The sequence below is a fragment of the Streptomyces sp. NPDC001880 genome (assembly GCF_053594575.1).
Genome location: NZ_JBSFET010000013.1, coordinates 39,103 through 55,577, shown reverse-complemented (window position 1 = coordinate 55,577; position 16,475 = coordinate 39,103). Strand labels below are relative to the sequence as shown.

Annotated in this window: 18 protein-coding genes; 10 read left to right on the top strand and 8 right to left on the bottom strand. The window is 71.3% G+C overall.

Annotated features, from left to right (window positions below):
- Positions 1-62: 62 nt before the first annotated feature.
- The 8 genes from ACWCQ6_RS10935 (at position 63) to ACWCQ6_RS10900 (ending at position 7,480) form a co-directional block, all read left to right on the top strand.
- On the top strand, positions 63-1,604 hold the full coding sequence (locus ACWCQ6_RS10935; protein ID WP_451087666.1) for a sensor histidine kinase: 1,542 nt from the start codon (positions 63-65) through the stop codon (positions 1,602-1,604).
- Entirely contained in the window at positions 1,601-2,035 is a 435-nt protein-coding gene (locus ACWCQ6_RS10930; protein WP_451087664.1) for a roadblock/LC7 domain-containing protein, read from the top strand. The genes ACWCQ6_RS10935 and ACWCQ6_RS10930 overlap by 4 nt, the downstream gene beginning before the upstream one ends.
- Positions 2,032-2,397 (top strand): DUF742 domain-containing protein, encoded by a 366-nt coding sequence (locus ACWCQ6_RS10925; RefSeq protein WP_072485746.1) that lies wholly within the window; start codon positions 2,032-2,034, stop codon positions 2,395-2,397. Before ACWCQ6_RS10930 ends, ACWCQ6_RS10925 begins: the two co-directional genes overlap by 4 nt.
- Positions 2,378-3,031 (top strand): GTP-binding protein, encoded by a 654-nt coding sequence (locus tag ACWCQ6_RS10920; RefSeq protein ID WP_388587019.1) that lies wholly within the window; start codon positions 2,378-2,380, stop codon positions 3,029-3,031. The genes ACWCQ6_RS10925 and ACWCQ6_RS10920 overlap by 20 nt, the downstream gene beginning before the upstream one ends.
- Positions 3,028-4,308, top strand: a complete 1,281-nt coding sequence (locus ACWCQ6_RS10915) for a cytochrome P450 (RefSeq protein ID WP_451087661.1) — start codon at positions 3,028-3,030, stop codon at positions 4,306-4,308. Before ACWCQ6_RS10920 ends, ACWCQ6_RS10915 begins: the two co-directional genes overlap by 4 nt.
- Complete coding sequence (locus ACWCQ6_RS10910; RefSeq protein ID WP_451087659.1) at positions 4,305-5,513, top strand: cytochrome P450 family protein; 1,209 nt, start codon at positions 4,305-4,307, stop codon at positions 5,511-5,513. Before ACWCQ6_RS10915 ends, ACWCQ6_RS10910 begins: the two co-directional genes overlap by 4 nt.
- Positions 5,514-5,609: 96 nt before the next feature.
- Complete coding sequence (gene serC / locus ACWCQ6_RS10905; protein ID WP_451087657.1) at positions 5,610-6,728, top strand: phosphoserine transaminase; 1,119 nt, start codon at positions 5,610-5,612, stop codon at positions 6,726-6,728.
- Between the two features lie 140 nt (positions 6,729-6,868).
- A complete protein-coding gene (locus tag ACWCQ6_RS10900) occupies positions 6,869-7,480 on the top strand; it encodes a Uma2 family endonuclease (RefSeq protein ID WP_451087655.1) in 612 nt (203 codons plus the stop codon).
- Here the strand turns inward: ACWCQ6_RS10900 and ACWCQ6_RS10895 are convergent, their stop codons facing one another.
- On the bottom strand, positions 7,481-7,885 hold the full coding sequence (locus ACWCQ6_RS10895) for a DUF4259 domain-containing protein (protein WP_451087653.1): 405 nt from the start codon (positions 7,883-7,885) through the stop codon (positions 7,481-7,483). It lies immediately after the preceding gene.
- 87 nt (positions 7,886-7,972) lie between these two features.
- A complete protein-coding gene (locus ACWCQ6_RS10890) occupies positions 7,973-8,968 on the bottom strand; it encodes a WD40 repeat domain-containing protein (protein ID WP_451087651.1) in 996 nt (331 codons plus the stop codon).
- Between ACWCQ6_RS10890 and ACWCQ6_RS10885 the strand changes: the two genes are divergently transcribed.
- Entirely contained in the window at positions 8,967-9,713 is a 747-nt protein-coding gene (locus ACWCQ6_RS10885) for a GDSL-type esterase/lipase family protein (protein WP_451087648.1), read from the top strand. The genes ACWCQ6_RS10890 and ACWCQ6_RS10885 overlap by 2 nt on opposite strands.
- A gap of 21 nt (positions 9,714-9,734) precedes the next feature.
- A complete protein-coding gene (locus ACWCQ6_RS10880) occupies positions 9,735-10,364 on the top strand; it encodes a histidine phosphatase family protein (protein WP_451087646.1) in 630 nt (209 codons plus the stop codon).
- 12 nt (positions 10,365-10,376) lie between these two features.
- Here the strand turns inward: ACWCQ6_RS10880 and ACWCQ6_RS10875 are convergent, their stop codons facing one another.
- The 6 genes from ACWCQ6_RS10875 to ACWCQ6_RS10850 all read right to left on the bottom strand — a co-directional run bounded on the left by ACWCQ6_RS10875 (position 10,377) and on the right by ACWCQ6_RS10850 (position 16,402).
- Positions 10,377-11,003, bottom strand: coding sequence for a helix-turn-helix domain-containing protein (locus ACWCQ6_RS10875; protein ID WP_451087644.1), 627 nt, complete (start codon positions 11,001-11,003; stop codon positions 10,377-10,379).
- A 35-nt stretch (positions 11,004-11,038) separates the two neighbouring features.
- Positions 11,039-11,629: a TetR/AcrR family transcriptional regulator gene (locus ACWCQ6_RS10870; RefSeq protein ID WP_451087642.1), complete on the bottom strand. Its 591-nt coding sequence runs from the start codon at positions 11,627-11,629 to the stop codon at positions 11,039-11,041.
- Positions 11,630-12,130: 501 nt separating this feature from the next.
- Positions 12,131-12,781: a hypothetical protein gene (locus tag ACWCQ6_RS10865; RefSeq protein WP_451087640.1), complete on the bottom strand. Its 651-nt coding sequence runs from the start codon at positions 12,779-12,781 to the stop codon at positions 12,131-12,133.
- Between the two features lie 119 nt (positions 12,782-12,900).
- The gene (locus ACWCQ6_RS10860) at positions 12,901-13,485 is read right to left on the bottom strand and encodes a cysteine hydrolase family protein (RefSeq protein WP_451087638.1); all 585 of its coding nucleotides are present in this window, start codon (positions 13,483-13,485) and stop codon (positions 12,901-12,903) included.
- A gap of 150 nt (positions 13,486-13,635) precedes the next feature.
- On the bottom strand, positions 13,636-14,253 hold the full coding sequence (locus tag ACWCQ6_RS10855; protein WP_451087636.1) for a hypothetical protein: 618 nt from the start codon (positions 14,251-14,253) through the stop codon (positions 13,636-13,638).
- 100 nt (positions 14,254-14,353) lie between these two features.
- Positions 14,354-16,402: a serine/threonine-protein kinase gene (locus ACWCQ6_RS10850; RefSeq protein WP_451087634.1), complete on the bottom strand. Its 2,049-nt coding sequence runs from the start codon at positions 16,400-16,402 to the stop codon at positions 14,354-14,356.
- Positions 16,403-16,475 lie beyond the last annotated feature (73 nt).

Genomic DNA, 16,475 nt, shown 5'->3' with positions numbered 1-16,475 from the left:
GCCCGGCCTACCCTACTTGTCCGTTCCGCCCATCCGCACCCGTCCGCTCCCAAGGACTCCCATTGAGCCCCTCATCCCGGCCGACAGCAGTGGCCCTGCTGATATCGCTGGCCGTCACCGGATCCCTGTGCCTGTGGGCGGTCGTCGCCGCCCCCGACTCGGTACGGACCGCGCTGGCCTGGGGGGCGGGTGCCGCCGCCGTGGTGCTGTCCGCCGCCGTGGCCGTCGCCGTCCAGGCCCGTGCCAACGCCGGCCGTCTGCGCGCCCGGCTCAATTCGGAGACCCAGCGGTTCACCGGTGAGATCAGCCGCCTCGTGTCCGCCTCGGCGGCCGAGGGCCAGCGGTTCACCGCCGAGACCGCCCGGATCAAGTCCTCGGCGGATGCCGAGACGGCACACCTCAGGTCCGCGGCCGAGGCCGAGATCGCGCGGCTCAGCGCGTATGCCGCCGCCGAGACCGAACGGCTCACCGCCCAGATCGCGCGGCTCACCGCCCGCGCGACCCGCAGCGAGACCGAGCGCTCTGCCGCGATCGCCGCCTGCGCCAACGCCGCGGGCCGCATGCAGGCCCTGGCCACCAGCATGCTCGCCGACCTGCGCGAGATGGAGCACCGGCACGCCGCCGAGGACGTGCTCGGCGATCTCCTCCACCTGGACCACCGCACCGCCCAGGCGGGCCGGCTCGCCGACTCCATCGCCGTGCTGACCGGCGCCCGCTCCGGCCGGCGCTGGGCGAAGCCGATCGTCATGGAGTCGATCCTGCGCGGCGCGATGGGCCGGATCAGCGGCTACCAGCGGGTGCGGCTCCACTCGACCAGCGATGTCGCGGTCGCCGGCCACGCCGCCGAGGGCGTCATGCACGCGCTCGCCGAACTCCTCGACAACGCCGCCAACTTCTCGCCGCCCACGGCAGAGGTCCATGTGTACGTCGAGGAGGTGCCGGCCGGCATCGTCCTGACCGTCGAGGACAGCGGCCTGGTCATGAGCGATGTGCAGCTGCGCCGCGCCGAGCGCGCGGTGTCGGCGACCGACCAGGACCTGGCGGGGCTCTCCGGCACCCGGCTCGGCCTCGCCGTCGTCGGCCGGCTGGCCCGCAAGCACGGTCTGTCCGTCTCGTTCCGGCCGTCCGCGCGCGGTGGCACGGGCGCCCTGATGATGCTCCCGCAGGAACTTCTCACCCGGGCCCCCGCACCCGCGCCCGCACCCGCCCCGGAGCCGGTGTCCCGGCCGGTACCCGAGCCGGAGCCCAGGCACGGCGCCACCCCGGCGCAGACGGGAACGGCGGCCGAGACGGCGGCGGTCAGGTCCGACACCCGGCACCCGCAGCACGCCCCGGCCCCCGCCGAACCGGCCGCCCCCGCCGCGGAATCCCCCGCGTCCGACACCACCGGCGGCCTCCCCCGGTTCGGCGAGAGCGGGCTGCCCAAGCGCCCCCGCGGCCGTACCCTCGCCGCCGCCGAGGCCCGTGCCAACGCCCACGACGACGGCGACGCGGCCCCCCGGCCCCGCACCTCCGACCCCAAGGAACAGGCAGCCCGCTTCAGCAGCTTCCGCCGAGCTGTTCGGGCCAATTCCCCGCACCCGGAAGAAGGCAACACCCCATGACCGCCACCACCGACGAGAAGCTCAACTGGCTGCTGGAGGGGCTCCTGGAGCGCACCCCCGGCACTCGTCACGCCCTCGTCCTGTCCAGGGACGGCCTCAAGCTGTGCCGCACCCCCGAGCTCTCCGTCGACCAGGCCGACCAGCTGGCCGCGATCTCGGCCGGCATCCAGAGCCTCTCCCACGGCGCCTCCGTCGAGTTCGGTGACGGCACCGGCGGCGTGCGGTCCGCGATGGCCGAGTTCTACGGCGGTGTCCTGTTCATCGTCGAGGCGGGCGCGGGCGCCCATCTCGCGGTCGTCGCCTCCGAGGACTCCGACGTCGGCCTCATCGGCCACAACATGAGCGAACTCGTCGAGCAGCTCGGCGAGCACCTCAGCGCGCCGCCCCGTTCCCCCGCGGCCTCCGCCGCCGACGCCAACGCGGCCGTATGACCCGCCCCCGCCGCCCCGGCCGGGACGACGATCCGGACCGGCTGTACACCCTCACCGGGGGCCGCAGCCGGTCCGACTCGGACGCGTTCGACCTGGTGACGCTGGTGGTCTCCGAGTGCGAGCCGACCCCCGGCATGCAGTCGGAGCACGTCACGATCCTGCGGATGTGCCAACTGCCCACCGCGGTCGTGGAGATCGCGGCCGGCCTCGGCCTGCCCGTCAGCATCGTCCGGATCATGCTGTCCGACCTGCTGGACACCGGACGGATCAGCGCCCGCCACCCCCGTACTGCCCGTGTCGCGGACCGGCTCCCCGACCCCGAGATCCTGGAACAGGTGCTCGTTGGACTCCGCAACCTCTGACCGCGCCGCCCTGCGGGCGACGGCCGACAACGGACTGAAGATCGTCGTCGTCGGCGGCTTCGGCGTCGGCAAGACCACCATGGTCCGCTCCGTCAGCGAGATCCGTCCGCTGAACACGGAAGAGACCATGACCCGCGCGGGCGAGGCCGTCGACCACCTCGACGGCGTGCAGTCGAAGACCTCCACGACCGTCGCCTTCGACTTCGGCCGGATCTCGCTCGACGAGCGCTCCGTGCTGTACCTCTTCGGCGCCCCCGGTCAGGAACGCTTCTGGTTCCTGTGGGACCGGCTGTTCTCCGGCACGCTCGGCGCCGTCGTGCTCGTCGACACCCGCAGGCTCGCCGACTCCTGGTACGCGATCGACCGGCTGGAGCACCACGGCACCCCGTTCATCGTGGCCTGCAACGACTTCGGCGGCCCGCTCCACACCGAACAACAGATACGCGAGGCGCTCGCCCTCTCGGACGACGTGCCGCTGGTGGAGTGCGACGCCCGCGACCGTTCGTCCAGCAAGTACGTACTGATCACGCTGGTCGAGTACCTCCACACCCTGTCCCAGGGCGGGGCCGCCGCCCGCTCCGCCGCCGCCCGTCCGGAGATCGCGCCGGAGATGACCCCGGAGCCCACCCCGTGACCCAGCCCCCGGCACCATCCTCCGGCTGCCCCCTCTCCCAGGGCCGCGTGCCGCTCTCCGGCTCCCGGTTCCAGACCGATCCGGCCGGGCTCTACCGGGACATGCGCCGCGACCACGGGTCCGTGGCGCCGGTCGTCCTCGACGGCGGCGTCCCCGCCTGGCTCGTGATCGGCTACCGCGAACTGCACCAGGTCACCGGCGACCCGGTGCTGTTCAGCCGCGACTCCGACCTGTGGAGCCAGTGGGACCGCATCCCCGACGACTGGCCGCTGCTGCCGATGATCGGCCGCAAGCAGCCGTCGATCCTGTACACGGTCGGCCCCCGGCACACCGAGCGCGCCGCGATGATCAGCAACGCGCTGGAGGCCGTCGACCCGTTCGCGCTGAAGCGGTACGCGGAGGAGTTCGCCGACGGCCTCATCGACCGGTTCTGCGCCACCGGCAGCTCCGAGATCATCGCCGACTACGCGATGCTGCTGCCCGCCCTCGTCCTGGCGAAGATCTACGGCTTCAGCGACACCGTCGCCCACGCGCTCGTCGGCTCGCTCAACGACATGATCGACGGCCGGGAGCGGGCGCTGGCCGGTCAGCAGCACCTCGCCTCGTCCATGGGCCGGCTGCTGGCCGACAAGCACGCCGAGCCCGGCGACGACGTCGCCTCGCGGATGCTCGCCGACCGCGGCGGCTTCACCGACGAGGAGGTCGCCCAGGATCTGATGGTCATGATGGCCGCGGGCCACCAGCCGACCGCCGACTGGATCGGCAACTCGCTGCGGCTGATGCTCACCGACGACCGGTTCGCCGCCTCCCTCTCGGGCGGCCGGCACAGCGTCGCCGAGGCCATGAACGAGGTCCTGTGGGAGGACACCCCGACGCAGAACGTCGCGGGACGCTGGGCCTCGCGCGACACCCGCCTCGGCGGCCGCCACATCCAGGCGGGCGACCTGCTGGTGCTGGGCATCGGCGCCGCCAACTACGACCCGCAGGTCCGTACCGACGGCTCCACCCTGACCGGCGGCAACAACGCCTTCCTCTCCTTCGGCCACGGCGAGCACCGCTGCCCGTTCACCGCCCAGGAGACCGCCGAGGTCATCGCCCGTACCGGCATCGAGGTACTGCTCGACCGGCTCCCGGACATCGACCTCGCCGTCCCCGCCGAACAGCTCACCCGGCGCCCGTCCCCGTGGCTGCGGGGCCTGACCGGCCTGCCGTTGACCTTCACGCCCACCCTCGCACTGGGCCCCGCCGCGGAAACCGACACCGGAGGCCGGAGATGACCCGGATCGCCCTCGACCCCTTCGTCACCGACCTCGACGGCGAGAGCGCCCGGCTGCGTGCCGCGGGCCCGCTCGCCGAGGTGGAACTGCCGGGCGGGGTGCACTGCTACGCGGTCACCCACCACGCCGAGGCGCGGCAGCTGCTCACCGACAGCCGGATCGTGAAGGACATCAACGTCTGGAACGCCTGGCAGCGCGGCGAGATACCGATGGACTGGCCGCTGATCGGCCTCGCCAACCCGGGCCGCTCCATGCTCACGGTCGACGGCCCGGACCACCGCCGCCTGCGCACCCTGGTCGCGCAGGCGCTGACGGTGAAGCGGGTGGAGCGGCTGCGGGCCGGCATCGAGGCGCTTACCACGGCGAGCCTGGACCGGCTGGCCGCGCTGCCGAAGGGCGAGCGGGTCGACCTGAAGGCGGAGTTCGCCTACCCGCTGCCGATGAACGTGATCAGCGAGCTGATGGGCGTGGACAGCGCGGACCACCCGCGGCTGAAGGAGCTGTTCGAGAAGTTCTTCTCGACGCAGACGCCGCCGGAGGAGGTCCCGCAGATGATGGCGGACCTCGGTGAGCTCTTCACGAAGATCGTCGACGGCAAGCGGGAGAACCCGGGCGACGACCTCACCAGCGCCCTGATCGCGGCCTCCGAGAACGGTGACCAGCTCACCGACGAGGAGATCGTCAACACCCTCCAGCTGATCATCGCGGCCGGTCACGAGACCACGATCAGCCTGATCGTGAACGCGGTCGTCGCGCTCCAGACACACCCCGAGCAGCGCAAGCAGGTGCTCGGCGGACAGGTGCCGTGGGAGAACGTGATCGAGGAGACCCTGCGCTGGAACACCCCCACCTCGCACGTCCTGATCCGGTTCGCCACCGAGGACGTCGAGGTGGGCGACAAGGTCCTGCCCAAGGGCGAGGCGCTGATCGTCTCCTTCGGCGCGCTCGGCCGCGACGAGGCGCAGCACGGCCCGACGGCCGGTGACTTCGACATCACCCGCTCCCCCAACCGGCACATCGCGTTCGGTCACGGCCCGCACGTCTGTCCGGGTGCGGCGCTCTCCCGCCTGGAGGCGGGCGTGGCACTGCCCGCGCTGTACGAGCGTTTCCCGGAGCTGGAGCTGGCCGTACCCGCGTCCGAGCTGCGGAACAAGCCGATCGTCACCCAGAACGACCTGCATGAGCTGCCGGTGGATCTGGGCTGACCGGCGGCCCCCGTACGCCGTCCACGGACCGGAGCGGGCGTCTCATCCGACGGACACGGTGCTCGGCCGTGTCCGTGAGGCATTACGCTCCGGTTCGTGGCCGATATCCAGATTCCCGCTGACATCAAGCCCGCCGACGGACGCTTCGGCGCCGGTCCTTCCAAGGTGCGGACGGAGGCGCTCGACGCGCTGGCCGCCACCGGTACGTCTCTTCTCGGTACGTCCCACCGCCAGGCCCCGGTCAAGAACCTGGTCGGCGCGGTGCGTCAGGGCGTGCGCGACCTCTTCTCCCTCCCCGAGGGCTACGAGGTGATCCTGGGCAACGGCGGCTCCACCGCCTTCTGGGACATCGCGACGCACGGACTCATCGAGACGAAGTCCCAGCACCTCAACTTCGGCGAGTTCTCGTCGAAGTTCGCGAAGGCCGCCAAGCTCGCCCCGTGGCTGGCCGACCCGACCGTGATCGCCTCCGACCCGGGCACCCACCCGGACCCGCGGGCCGAGGCGGGCGTCGACGTGTACGCCTTCACGCACAACGAGACCTCGACCGGTGTCGCCGCGCCCGTCAAGCGCGTCGAGGGCGCCGACGAGGGCGCCCTGGTCCTGGTGGACGCCACCTCCGGCGCGGGCGGCCTGCCGGTCGACATCACCGAGTCGGACGTCTACTACTTCGCCCCGCAGAAGTCCTTCGCCTCCGACGGCGGCCTCTGGATCGCCGTCTTCTCCCCGGCTGCCCTGGAGCGCGCCGCGCGCATCCACGCGTCGGGCCGCCACATCCCGGAGTTCTTCAGCCTGCCCACGGCGATCGACAACTCGCTCAAGAACCAGACGTACAACACCCCGGCCCTGGCCACGCTCTTCCTCCTGAACGAGCAGCTGACCTGGATGAACACCCAGGGCGGCCTGGACTTCACCACCGGCCGCACGGCCGCCTCGGCGCGGAACCTGTACGGCTGGGCCGAGGAGTCGAAGTACGCGACCCCGTTCGTCACCGACCCGGCGAAGCGCTCGCAGGTCATCGGCACGATCGACTTCGCGGACGAGATCGACGCCTCCGCCGTCGCCAAGGCCCTGCGCGCCAACGGCATCGTCGACACCGAGCCGTACCGCAAGCTGGGCCGCAACCAGCTGCGCGTGGCGATGTTCCCGGCGATCGACCCGTCGGACATCCAGGCGCTGACCGCCTGCATCGACTACGTGATCGAGAAGCTGTAACGAGCAGCCGCACGAGGGAGGGCCCCGCGCCGGGGCCCTCCCTCGTTCACTCGGTCGGGTGGCGGAACGGCTTTCGGGCGCCGGCGAACCGGATCGGCCTACGATGATGACCTCGACATCACCCCTTCAGGAGGCCCGCAATGTCTGCAGCAGCAGTCGAGCACCCCTGTGACGGTGAGCCGGAATCGCTGCTCGAAACGGCCAACAGGCTCGCGGAGCAGAACCCGGGTTGCCGTGTCGAGATCATCGGAGGCGTCATCACCGTGGCCCCGTCCCCGGACGCTCCGCACGCCCGAGTGCTGACCAAGATCATGCGCCCCTTCATCACAGCCGGTCTCGACGACGGCGAGACGGAGGTCCTTCAGGGAATCGGCGTGTGGCTCCCCAGCGGCCCTGCGGACTTCGCCATCCCCGACCTGGCGATCGTCGACGCCGATCTCGACGAGCATCAGGTCGAGAACAACTGCTATGACCCCGCCGTCTTCCGCCTGGTCCTGGAGGTCACCTCCAGCAACTACAACAACGACCTGCGCAACAAGGTCGCCGCCTACGCCGAGGCCAAGATCCCGGTGTACGTGATCATCGACCGCAAGCACGGCCGGGTGCACGTCCTGACCGAGCCCATGGGCGGCGGTTACGACAGCCACCAGGTGTACGCCCCCGGGCAGTCGGTCGCCCTCCCCGAGTCGATCGGCGCCCCGGTGACCCTCGATGCCGACGAGCTCGTCCGGGCCGGCCGCCCCCGCACCTGATCACCCGGCCGCCGCCACCAGGACCTCCCGGAGGCGGGCGATGCCCGGGGCCCATTCCTTGTCCCCCGCCTCGTCCCACAGCTCGCGCAGCTCCGAATTCCCGCCCAGCACCGCGTCGAGGGCCTTCACCGCGAGGGGGCGCAGGTCCACCGCGAGGGCGGGCAGGGGGTTGTCGGGGCCGTACGAGGTGGTCACCGGCTCGCCGCCCGGACACTGGGAGGCGACCAGCGCGGCCGCCGCGACGGCGGGAGCGCCCTCGTCGCTGTCCAGGTAGTCCGCCTCGATCGCCACGGTCAACGCGTTACGGATCACCGCTTCCCGTCCGGCCTCCGGCGCGTCGTCGATCGTGCCGGAGAAGTCCGCGGCGGAGTCGTTGTCGAAATGGCCGGTGTCCCAGGTGCCCATGAGGTGCCTTTCGCAAGTGCTGTGCTGACGTGCGCCACTCTGGCATCCACCACTGACAACGGCGGGCCGACTCGGTTCCCCTCCGGCTCAGTTCCCCTTCCGGCGCCGCCCCATGAACACCAGGAAACCGATGCCGGCGAGCACGAGCACACCGGTCAGGGTCGTCCCCTTCCCGTTCCCCGTACCCTCGTCCCCCGCCCCGGCGGACGAGGCCGACGAGTCGCCGCCCCGGGACGGCGATGTGCCGCCGCCCCCGTTACCGCCTTCCACCTCCACCCGTTCCACATCGCTCTGCGCCCCCTCCGAGCCGAACATCAGCGCCGAGCCGTCCGCCGTGTACGTCACGGACTCCGCCTGCCCCTGGACCGGTGCCCCGATCGCGTGGTCGGCGCCGAGCCTCCCGTTCTCGAAGGCATAGCCCCGGGCGCTGAAGTACGAGCGCAGCACCAGTTCCTTGCCGTCCGGCGAGAACGCCCCGTCCGTCACCCACGGCACCTCGCCCACCCGCCGGAAGACATTGGTGGTCCCCGTGGTCAGCTTCGCCGGGCCCTCGTACAGCCCGCCGCCGTCCTCGTTCTTCGACGCGATGTAGACCCGCCCGGTCACGGGGTGGACCATCAGCGCCTCGGCGTTGCGCGGGCCGTCCGCGTACTTCACGTCGAACTGGGCGGCGTCGACCGTCGCGTCCCCCAGCTGCTTCGGCTCCGGGAAGCGGTAGATCCAGACGTGGTCCCAGCTGCCGTTCAGGTTGTCGCCGATGTCACCGACGTACAGATTGCCGTCCGGTCCCAGCGAGATGGCCTCCACGTCGCGGGGTTCGCCCACCCCCTTCATGGTGATCGTCGCGACGGTCTTCCCGGTCCGGGAGTCGACGGCGTAGACATACGGCCCGTCGTCGCTGTCGTTGTGCGTCCAGTAGATGCCGGGGTGGGCGCGGCTCGCGGCGAGGCCGCTGGACTCGGTGATCCGGGGGTCCTCGATCACGAAGCCCCGGTCGGCTCCGTCGTCGGCCACGGCCGGAGCCCCGGCGGTGAACAGAAGGAGCAGCGCGGCGGCTCCGGACACAGTCAGGTACGAACGCATGGCACAAGTGTCCATCGTCACGTCGCAGGCGGCAGGAGTGATCCGCAATGATGGCGCCATGCGGTTCACGTTTGTCGGCGATTCCATGACCATCGGCTGCGCCGGCGACTTCACCTGGCGCTACCGGATGTGGCAGCACCTCACCTCCACCCTCGGTGCGCCGTTCGCGATCGTCGGGCCGCGCAGCACGCTGTACGACACGGTGGCGGGCGCCCCGGTCAGTCATGCGTACGGCGCGCCGGACTTCCCCGCCGAGGCCCGCACCCACCTGGCCGGCTGGGGCGAGGGCTGGCTGCACATGGCCCCGGTGATCGCCGGCACGGTGGCCGGGCACCGCACGGACGTCCTGCTCGTCTCACTCGGCCTGATAGACCTCGGGTTCTACACGGACAGCGACCAGACCGCCCTGAACGCACGGGCGTTCATCACGGCGGCGCGCACCGCGAACCCGCACGTCAAGATGGTCCTCATGCCCGTGATACCGAATATCCGGGCCGAGTCGGACGCCCCGTTCGCCGCTGAGTGCGACCGTTTCAACGAGCTGCTGGCGAAGGCCGTCGCCGACCTGGACGACCCGATGTCCCCGGTCCTGCTGGCCTCCCGCCCTGCGGGGTACGACATCCACGAGGACACCTACGACGGAACGCACCCCGGCCCCAGTGGCGAGCACGCGCTGGCGGGCGCGTTCGCCGACGCGATGCATCAGGCGTGGGGGCTGGGCGGCCCGTACACGCCCCGCCCGTGAGCGGACGAGGATGGAACTGACATGACAGGAACGGCCACCCGGAACCTCTATCTCGTCCGGCACGGCGAGGCGGCGGGAGAGGACGACGGCAGCGCGCTGACGGAGGCCGGCCGCCGCCAGGCCCAGCTGCTCGGCCGGCGGCTGCGCGACCACCCGATATCGGTGGTGCGCCACGGGCCGCTGACCCGGGCCGCCGAGACGGCGAAGCTGATCGGCGAACAGCTCGACGGCGTCCCCGTCCAGGTCGCCGAGACGGCCGACGACTACGTTCCGCACTTCCCGGACCGGGCGGAACTGCCCGCCGACAGCGCCGACCGCTTCATGCGGTTCCTGGAACCGTGCACCGCCGAAGAGCGGCTGCGCGGGCCGGAGTTGGCAAGCCGGGCCCTGGCGGAGCTCACCGGCCCGCCGGAGGGCGACGAGGACGTCCACGAACTCGTCGTCACCCACAGCTTCCTGGTGTCCTGGCTGATGCGGGACGCCATGGACGCGCCGAAGTGGCGCTGGCTCGGCCTCAACCACGGCAACGCCTCGCTGACGGTGATCCGCTACGCCCCGGGCCGCCCGGCGTCGGTCCTGGTCTCCAACGACATGCGGCATCTGCCCGACGAGCTGTGCTGGACGGGTTTCCCGCCGGAACTCCGGTTCTGAGCCCAGGAGTTCCTACCGGTCGTGCGAAGAGGGCCGGGCCCGCACATGCATCCGCTCGCCCTGCTGCCCGAACAGGCTGAGGAATTCCACCGGTTCGGGCCCGGCGCTGGCCCAGGCGTGCGGCGTACGCGTGTCGAACTCGGCGACCTCACCGGCCGTGAGCACCAGGTCGTGCTCGCCCAGCAGCAGCCGCAACCGCCCCGCCAGTACGTACAGCCACTCGTATCCCTCGTGCACCCGCTGTTCCAGCGGCCCGGTGGACCCGCGCCCGCCGGGCAGGATCTGCTTGTACGCGTGCAGGCCGCCGAGGTGCCGGGTGAGCGGTACGAAGGTCATGCCGTCGCGGGTGAAGGGGCGGAAGTGGACGCGCGGGTCTCCGGTCGCCGGGGCGCCGACCAGTTCGTCCAACTGCACCCCGTACGCCTTCGCCAGCGGCAGCAGCAGTTCGAGGGTGGGCTTGCGGCCGCCGGACTCCAGGCGCGAGAGGGTACTCAGGGAGATCCCGGTCGTCTCGCTGAGCTGCGCCAGGGTCGTGTCGCGTTCCTGGCGCAGGGCCCGCAGGCGCGGGCCGACGCCCGTCAGAACGGTGGTGATCTCGTCGTCGTCCGGTCGTTCCGTGTGCTCCGCGCCGTCTTCCATGGGCACATTATTTGCCGACACGGCAACCGGACGCGTCAGGACGGCAGGATCATGGCCAGCGAGAGCCGGGTCAGCTCGTCGGTCAGCCACTCGGCGTCGACCTGGCGGGGCCGGCGGCCGTGGTGGGCCATGAGTTCGTCCACCGAATGGTTGAGCACCGTGACGGTCACCTTGTGGTCACTGGGCACCGCCTCGCCCCGGCGCACGGCACGCTCGGCCTCGGACGTCAGGAACTCGATCCACATCGCCCGCCAGGTCGCGAGGTGGTTGTCCACCTCCCGGCTCACCCCGAGCACCTCGACGAAGGCCACCCGGGCCGCGCACGGGTCCCCGGTGACCGCCTTCACATAGGCCTCGAAGAGCAGCCGGACCCGTTCGGCCGTCGGGCAGTCCTCCATGCCCTCCGCCATCAGGGCGTTCTCGGCGGCGCGCAGCCCGTGGGTCGCCACCTCGTCGTAGAGCGCCATCAGCAGCACCTCCCGGGAGAGGAACTCCTGCTGGAAGACGTGGACGGGCACCTTCGCGCGGGCGCACAACTCCTCGACGCCCGTGTGCGCGTACCCGTACGCGCCGAACAACTCGCGCCCTGCCCGCAGGAGTCGGTCCCGCGCTCCCAGGAGCTCCATGGACCTCCCGACCGTCCCGTTCCGCCGGCTCGCCACGACACCCGCCATCGGTCCTCCTTCGTCGTCCGTACCGCTGTGCCCACTCTTCCCGTTCCGCGCGGTCGGTGGTGGGTCCGCCACGCACTCAGGACTCCATCACTTCCCGTGCTCCCCCGCCTCCGGAACTCCCCAAGAAACAACCCTCGGGGGGCGCGAGACCTGCCCCTTCACGCCTCGGCGCGGGCGCCCCCGCCTCCGGATCGGGCCCGCGCGACCGGGGTTGCCGACCGTGCCTGAACCGCCCGGACGCGGCGTCGGCGAGCCTGCGGGGCGGGCGGACGCGGCGTCGGCGAGCCTGCGGGCGGGCGTTGCGGGGGCTGCCGGAACGCCCGGCCGCCGCACGGTTCACGTTCCCGCGTCGGTCCGGAGCCTCTCGTCCTGCGGACGCACCGCGGCCGGTGAAGCGCGGGCCTCACCGGCCGGGGTGCGTCCATGGGCATGGCGCCATCCGGCGCCGGACGATCAGGCCTTGCCGGTGCAGATCGCGTCGTAGGGCCGCCCCGGGCTCGGGAACAGCTCCAGGGGCTTGCTGCCGGCCGGGCACTGCTCGGCCGTCTTCGTCAGGTCGAGCACCTTGCTCACACCGCTTCCGCCGCTGCCGCAGGCGACCTCCTTGGCCTGGTCGTCCACGCAGTCGCCCTTCACCAGCTGGCCGCCGCCCGCACCGGCGTCACCGGGGTGGTCACCGCTCAGGTTGCGGCCGCAGATGGTCTTGCTGGGGATACCGGACTTGGCGTCGCCGCCGGAACCGAAGGAGACCTTCACCGAGATGATCGCGTCCGTACCGGCCGGGCACTGGATGGAGTCGGAGAACATCGCGCCGTCCTTGATCTCCAGGGCCTTGATCGTCGCCTTGGAATCGCCGCAGTCCAGCGGCTGGTAGGCGTCCTTCGCGCTGCTGTCGGGCCCTGCGCAGTCGCCGACCTTCCAGTCCTTGGCCGCATGGGTCCCGTCGCTCGGCTTGTTGCAGGCAGTGGCCGCACCGAGGACGAGCGCGACGGCCAGCACCGCCTTCGAGCCGTTCAGGAGCGCCGTACGAGAGCTGCGTCGCGGGGAGAAATCGGTGCTGCTTCGGCTGCCGCTGTGGGGGCGCGTGCTGCCGTTGACTCTCATGCTGCTCCTCGGAGTTGGGGTATGGGGCGCGTCCCGCACAGCACTCGGCGCGGCCCGCGCAGGGTGGCGCGCGCGTGATGACGACAGGACCGGGCGCCGTGGTTCCCGCTCCGGCGGATTCAGCCTCCGTGCGGGGCCGGCGCGGCGAACTCCACTTCTGCGGCGCGCGCCACGACCTCCAGATCGCTGCCGAGCGCCCATTCGGCGACCCGTGAGACCACGGCGGCCGGGACGGGCCCGCTGATCCCGGGCGCGGCCGGGATGTCGTGCGTCGCGTGCGCGTCGTGCGGCATGACGACCCGGTACCCCAGCTCCAGCGCCGTGCGGGCCGTCGCCTGTACGCACATCTCGGACATCACGCCGCAGATGGCGAGCGCCCGCACCCCCGAGTCCCTCAACAGGCCGCCCAGCGGCGTCCCGTGGAATCCGTCGTCCCTGAGCTTGCGGATCACGACCTCCGTGGGCGAGGTCTCGACGGTGTGGCGGAGCTCCCACCCGGGCGTACCCGGCTCGTCGCCCGCTCCGGGCCGCCCGTCGTTCTGTACGTGGACGACGAGCGCCCCGTCCTTGCGCGCCCGCGCGATCAGCTCCGCCGTCCGGTCCACAAGCCCGGCTGCCCCGGGCACCGCCCGGTCACCGCGGACCGCGTCCGCCTGGACATCCACAACGATCAGTGCCTGCACGGGAAGTACGCGATTGCTCATACTTCATCATGTCCGCCGGCACCGGTGCGCCTCCACATGTTTCGAGGCGGACGGAGGATGCCTCCGCACCGGCTCGGACGTCGAGGAGGACCACTTCGTCCGGGCCGGCACAGCCGCCGCGCGGACAGGAACGACCACCGCTGCCCCGCCCTACTCGCTCAGCCCCGCAACACCCCAGCCCCGCCGGGCGGCTTCGGTCAGGATGTGGCCCCACTCCGTCATCAGGCGGGCGAACGCGTCGAAGTTGCCGCCCCGGCCGTCGGGAACGGCGGAGTACACGGTGAAGGTCTCGCGCAACCCGTCGAGCCGTGGCCGTACGCCCTCCCAGGTCGCAGCCAGCTCCCGGACACTGTCCGGTGAGCGTGCGACCAGCAGGCCGTACGCGACTTCCGGGTCGTCGGAGAAGAAGTCCCGATCCGTCTCTCCCGACTCGCCATCCATACCGTCCCAGATCAGCCCGAGCAGAAAGGCGTCCAGCCCGGCCCGCACCAGCGGATCGGCGTGGTCGCGGACGCGTTCCCAGTAGTGCGTGGCCCAGAAGTGCGGTTTGTACGAGCCGAGGGTGTCGAGGAACTCGTAAATGGCGAAGAAGGCGCCGTTCGGCCCCTTCGGCCGCTTCCAGTCGCCGTCGACCACGAGGGCGTCGTCATCCCACAGGCCGGTCTCGTCGGCGTACCAGGCATTCCTCAGACGCAACAGCCGTTCGCGCTGAGGTACTTCGCCCAGCCATGACCAGTCGGCGATCACCACCGTGATGTCGAGCCCCACGGCGCGAGGTTACCGGGCACGGTCGGGTCGCGGGCCCGGACGGCCCCGGCCGACGCGGCGTGGGCGGTCGACCGTTGAACCGGGCCGTTGGATCAGGGTGTCAGGACGGGCACTCCGTCAGCTTCGGCTTGTTCGGCGGGCTCGTCCTGTTCAGCAGCGGGGCGAGGTGGCCGGCGTACAGCCGCTCCCAGACCCCGTCGGTCATGATCTTCTTCAGCGCCGAACACACTTCCCCCTTCAGCCCCTTCTCGTCCGGCTTCATGGCGACGCCGTACCCCTCCGCTCCCGGACCGCTGTCCAGCCGCTTCAGCTCGGAGGGGTTGTTCTTGACGAACCCGGCGAGGATGACGTCGTCCGTGCTCACCGCATAGACCGACGAGGCCGGGTCCAGCAGGTCGCGCACGCACCGGTCGTAGCCGTTCGGCAGCGACTCCGTCATGTTGTAGCCCGCCTTGGGCAGCCACGTCTCGTACGTCGAGCTCCTCGCGGTACACACCTCGAACTGCTCTTTCCGCAGCATCCTGGAGTCGTCGATCGACACCGTCTTCGCCTTTCTGCGGACCATGAAGCTCCGGCTGGCCACGTAGTACGGGCCGGCGAACGCGACGCTGTAGTCGGGCGCCTTCGCGTGCTTGCGCTCCGGCGTGATGCTGTAGGTGGCGATGACCAGATCCACATCGCCCTTCTGCAGTATCGTGCTCCGGTTCTCGCTGCTCACGGGCTCGAAGGTGACCCGGTCGCGGCTGTAGCCCATTTCGCGCGCGATGGCGTAGGCCACGTCGATCTCGTAGCCGCGGTACGTACCGCTCTTGGTCTTCTCGCTCAGTCCGGGCTGATCGGCTTTGACGCCCACCGTCAGTTTCGGGTGCGCTTTGATGTACGGCTCCGGCTGGGAACCCTGCCCCGGCCGGGCGTCCGTCTCCGCCTCGCCGTCCCCGCTCATCCGGTCCACGGCGAACCATCCGAGACCGGCCAGCAGAGCCCCGCACACCACGGCCGCCGAGAGCTTCTGCCATGCCGGGACGCCCTTCTTCGGCTGCCGGGGCGGCGGCGGGGGCGGCGCGGGCGGTGTCCGAGGAGGTACGGGTGGGGGCACACTCTCCGGTTCCGGCTCCGGTTCCGGTTCCGGCTTCGCAGCGGAGTTGCGGAGGATCTTCCGCAGCATCTGCTCCGCGCTCTCGGCGCTCAGGCGCCGGCTCGGATCCTTGTGCATCAGCCGGCCCACGACCTCGGCCAGGTCCCCGCCGTGCTCCATCGGCAGCGGGTCGGACTGGCAGGCGGCGACCAGGACCTCGTACTCGTTCGGCCGGTCGAAGGGGTGCCTGCCCTCGACCATCTCGTACAGCGTGACACCCAGCGACCACAGGTCGGAGGCGGGTGTCGCGGTGCTCTCCCGCGGGGTCTGGGCGAGCAGTTCGGGCGCCAGGTACTTGAAGGTGCCGATGAGTTCACCCACCCTGGTGAGCGGGGCGGCGCCGTCGAAGGTCGCGATCCCGAAGTCCGCCAGGATCGCGAAGTCGTCCTTGGCGAACAGGATGTTGGCCGGCTTCACATCGCGATGGACCACCCGCGCCTCGTGAACCGCCCGCAGCCCGCTCAGCACCTGAAGGCCGATCGCGACCGTGCGGAGCACCGGCAGCCGCTGCTCCGCACGCATCAGGTCCGCCAGCGAACGCGCGTCGAGCAGGTCCATCACGATCCAGACCTGGTTGCCGGACTCGACCCGGTCGTGCACCGCCACCACGTTCGGATGCCTGATCCTGGCGATGGCCGCGGCCTCCCGCCGGGCCCGCTGCATCATCTGCTCCTGCGTGGCCGCCCCGACGACGTCCCGGCCCAGCAGGCCCTTCACCGCGACATGACGGTCCAGGCGGGTGTCCAGCGCCTCCCAGACCTCGCCCATGCCACCGCGCCCGAGGCTGTGCAGCAACTCGTAACGGCCGTCGATCACATGATGCGGAGCGGGGGCCGCCGCCCGGTCCGGCGACCGGGACGGGTCCGACGCCGGCTCCGCCGGGGGCCACGACCGCGCGTGTCCACTCGAATCGCTCCGGAGGAAGTCGCCCGCCCAACCGCCGTCGGCACCACGGGGGGACTTCTCGCCCTGCCCGTGGTCCGGATCGCGCCCGGCCGTACCCTCGCTGTGCATGCGACCCCCTGTGGACTACATGGTGGCAACAGACTAGACGTTCGGCCATATGCGGAGCGGCCCACAGCACTTG

Excerpts from the sequence above, each read along its gene's own strand:
- ACWCQ6_RS10930 (WP_451087664.1), top strand. The coding sequence starts at position 1,601 with ATGACCGCCACCACCGACGAGAAGCTCAACTGGCTGCTGGAGGGGCTC.
- ACWCQ6_RS10895 (WP_451087653.1), bottom strand. The coding sequence starts at position 7,885 with ATGGGCACCTGGGACACCGGCCATTTCGACAACGACTCCGCCGCGGAC.
- ACWCQ6_RS10900 (WP_451087655.1), top strand. The coding sequence starts at position 6,869 with ATGTCTGCAGCAGCAGTCGAGCACCCCTGTGACGGTGAGCCGGAATCG.
- ACWCQ6_RS10910 (WP_451087659.1), top strand. The coding sequence starts at position 4,305 with ATGACCCGGATCGCCCTCGACCCCTTCGTCACCGACCTCGACGGCGAG.
- ACWCQ6_RS10925 (WP_072485746.1), top strand. The coding sequence starts at position 2,032 with ATGACCCGCCCCCGCCGCCCCGGCCGGGACGACGATCCGGACCGGCTG.
- ACWCQ6_RS10885 (WP_451087648.1), top strand. The coding sequence starts at position 8,967 with ATGGCACAAGTGTCCATCGTCACGTCGCAGGCGGCAGGAGTGATCCGC.
- ACWCQ6_RS10875 (WP_451087644.1), bottom strand. The coding sequence starts at position 11,003 with ATGGAAGACGGCGCGGAGCACACGGAACGACCGGACGACGACGAGATC.
- ACWCQ6_RS10865 (WP_451087640.1), bottom strand. The coding sequence starts at position 12,781 with ATGAGAGTCAACGGCAGCACGCGCCCCCACAGCGGCAGCCGAAGCAGC.
- ACWCQ6_RS10860 (WP_451087638.1), bottom strand. The coding sequence starts at position 13,485 with ATGAGCAATCGCGTACTTCCCGTGCAGGCACTGATCGTTGTGGATGTC.
- ACWCQ6_RS10870 (WP_451087642.1), bottom strand. The coding sequence starts at position 11,629 with ATGGAGCTCCTGGGAGCGCGGGACCGACTCCTGCGGGCAGGGCGCGAG.
- ACWCQ6_RS10850 (WP_451087634.1), bottom strand. The coding sequence starts at position 16,402 with ATGCACAGCGAGGGTACGGCCGGGCGCGATCCGGACCACGGGCAGGGC.
- ACWCQ6_RS10890 (WP_451087651.1), bottom strand. The coding sequence starts at position 8,968 with ATGCGTTCGTACCTGACTGTGTCCGGAGCCGCCGCGCTGCTCCTTCTG.
- ACWCQ6_RS10880 (WP_451087646.1), top strand. The coding sequence starts at position 9,735 with ATGACAGGAACGGCCACCCGGAACCTCTATCTCGTCCGGCACGGCGAG.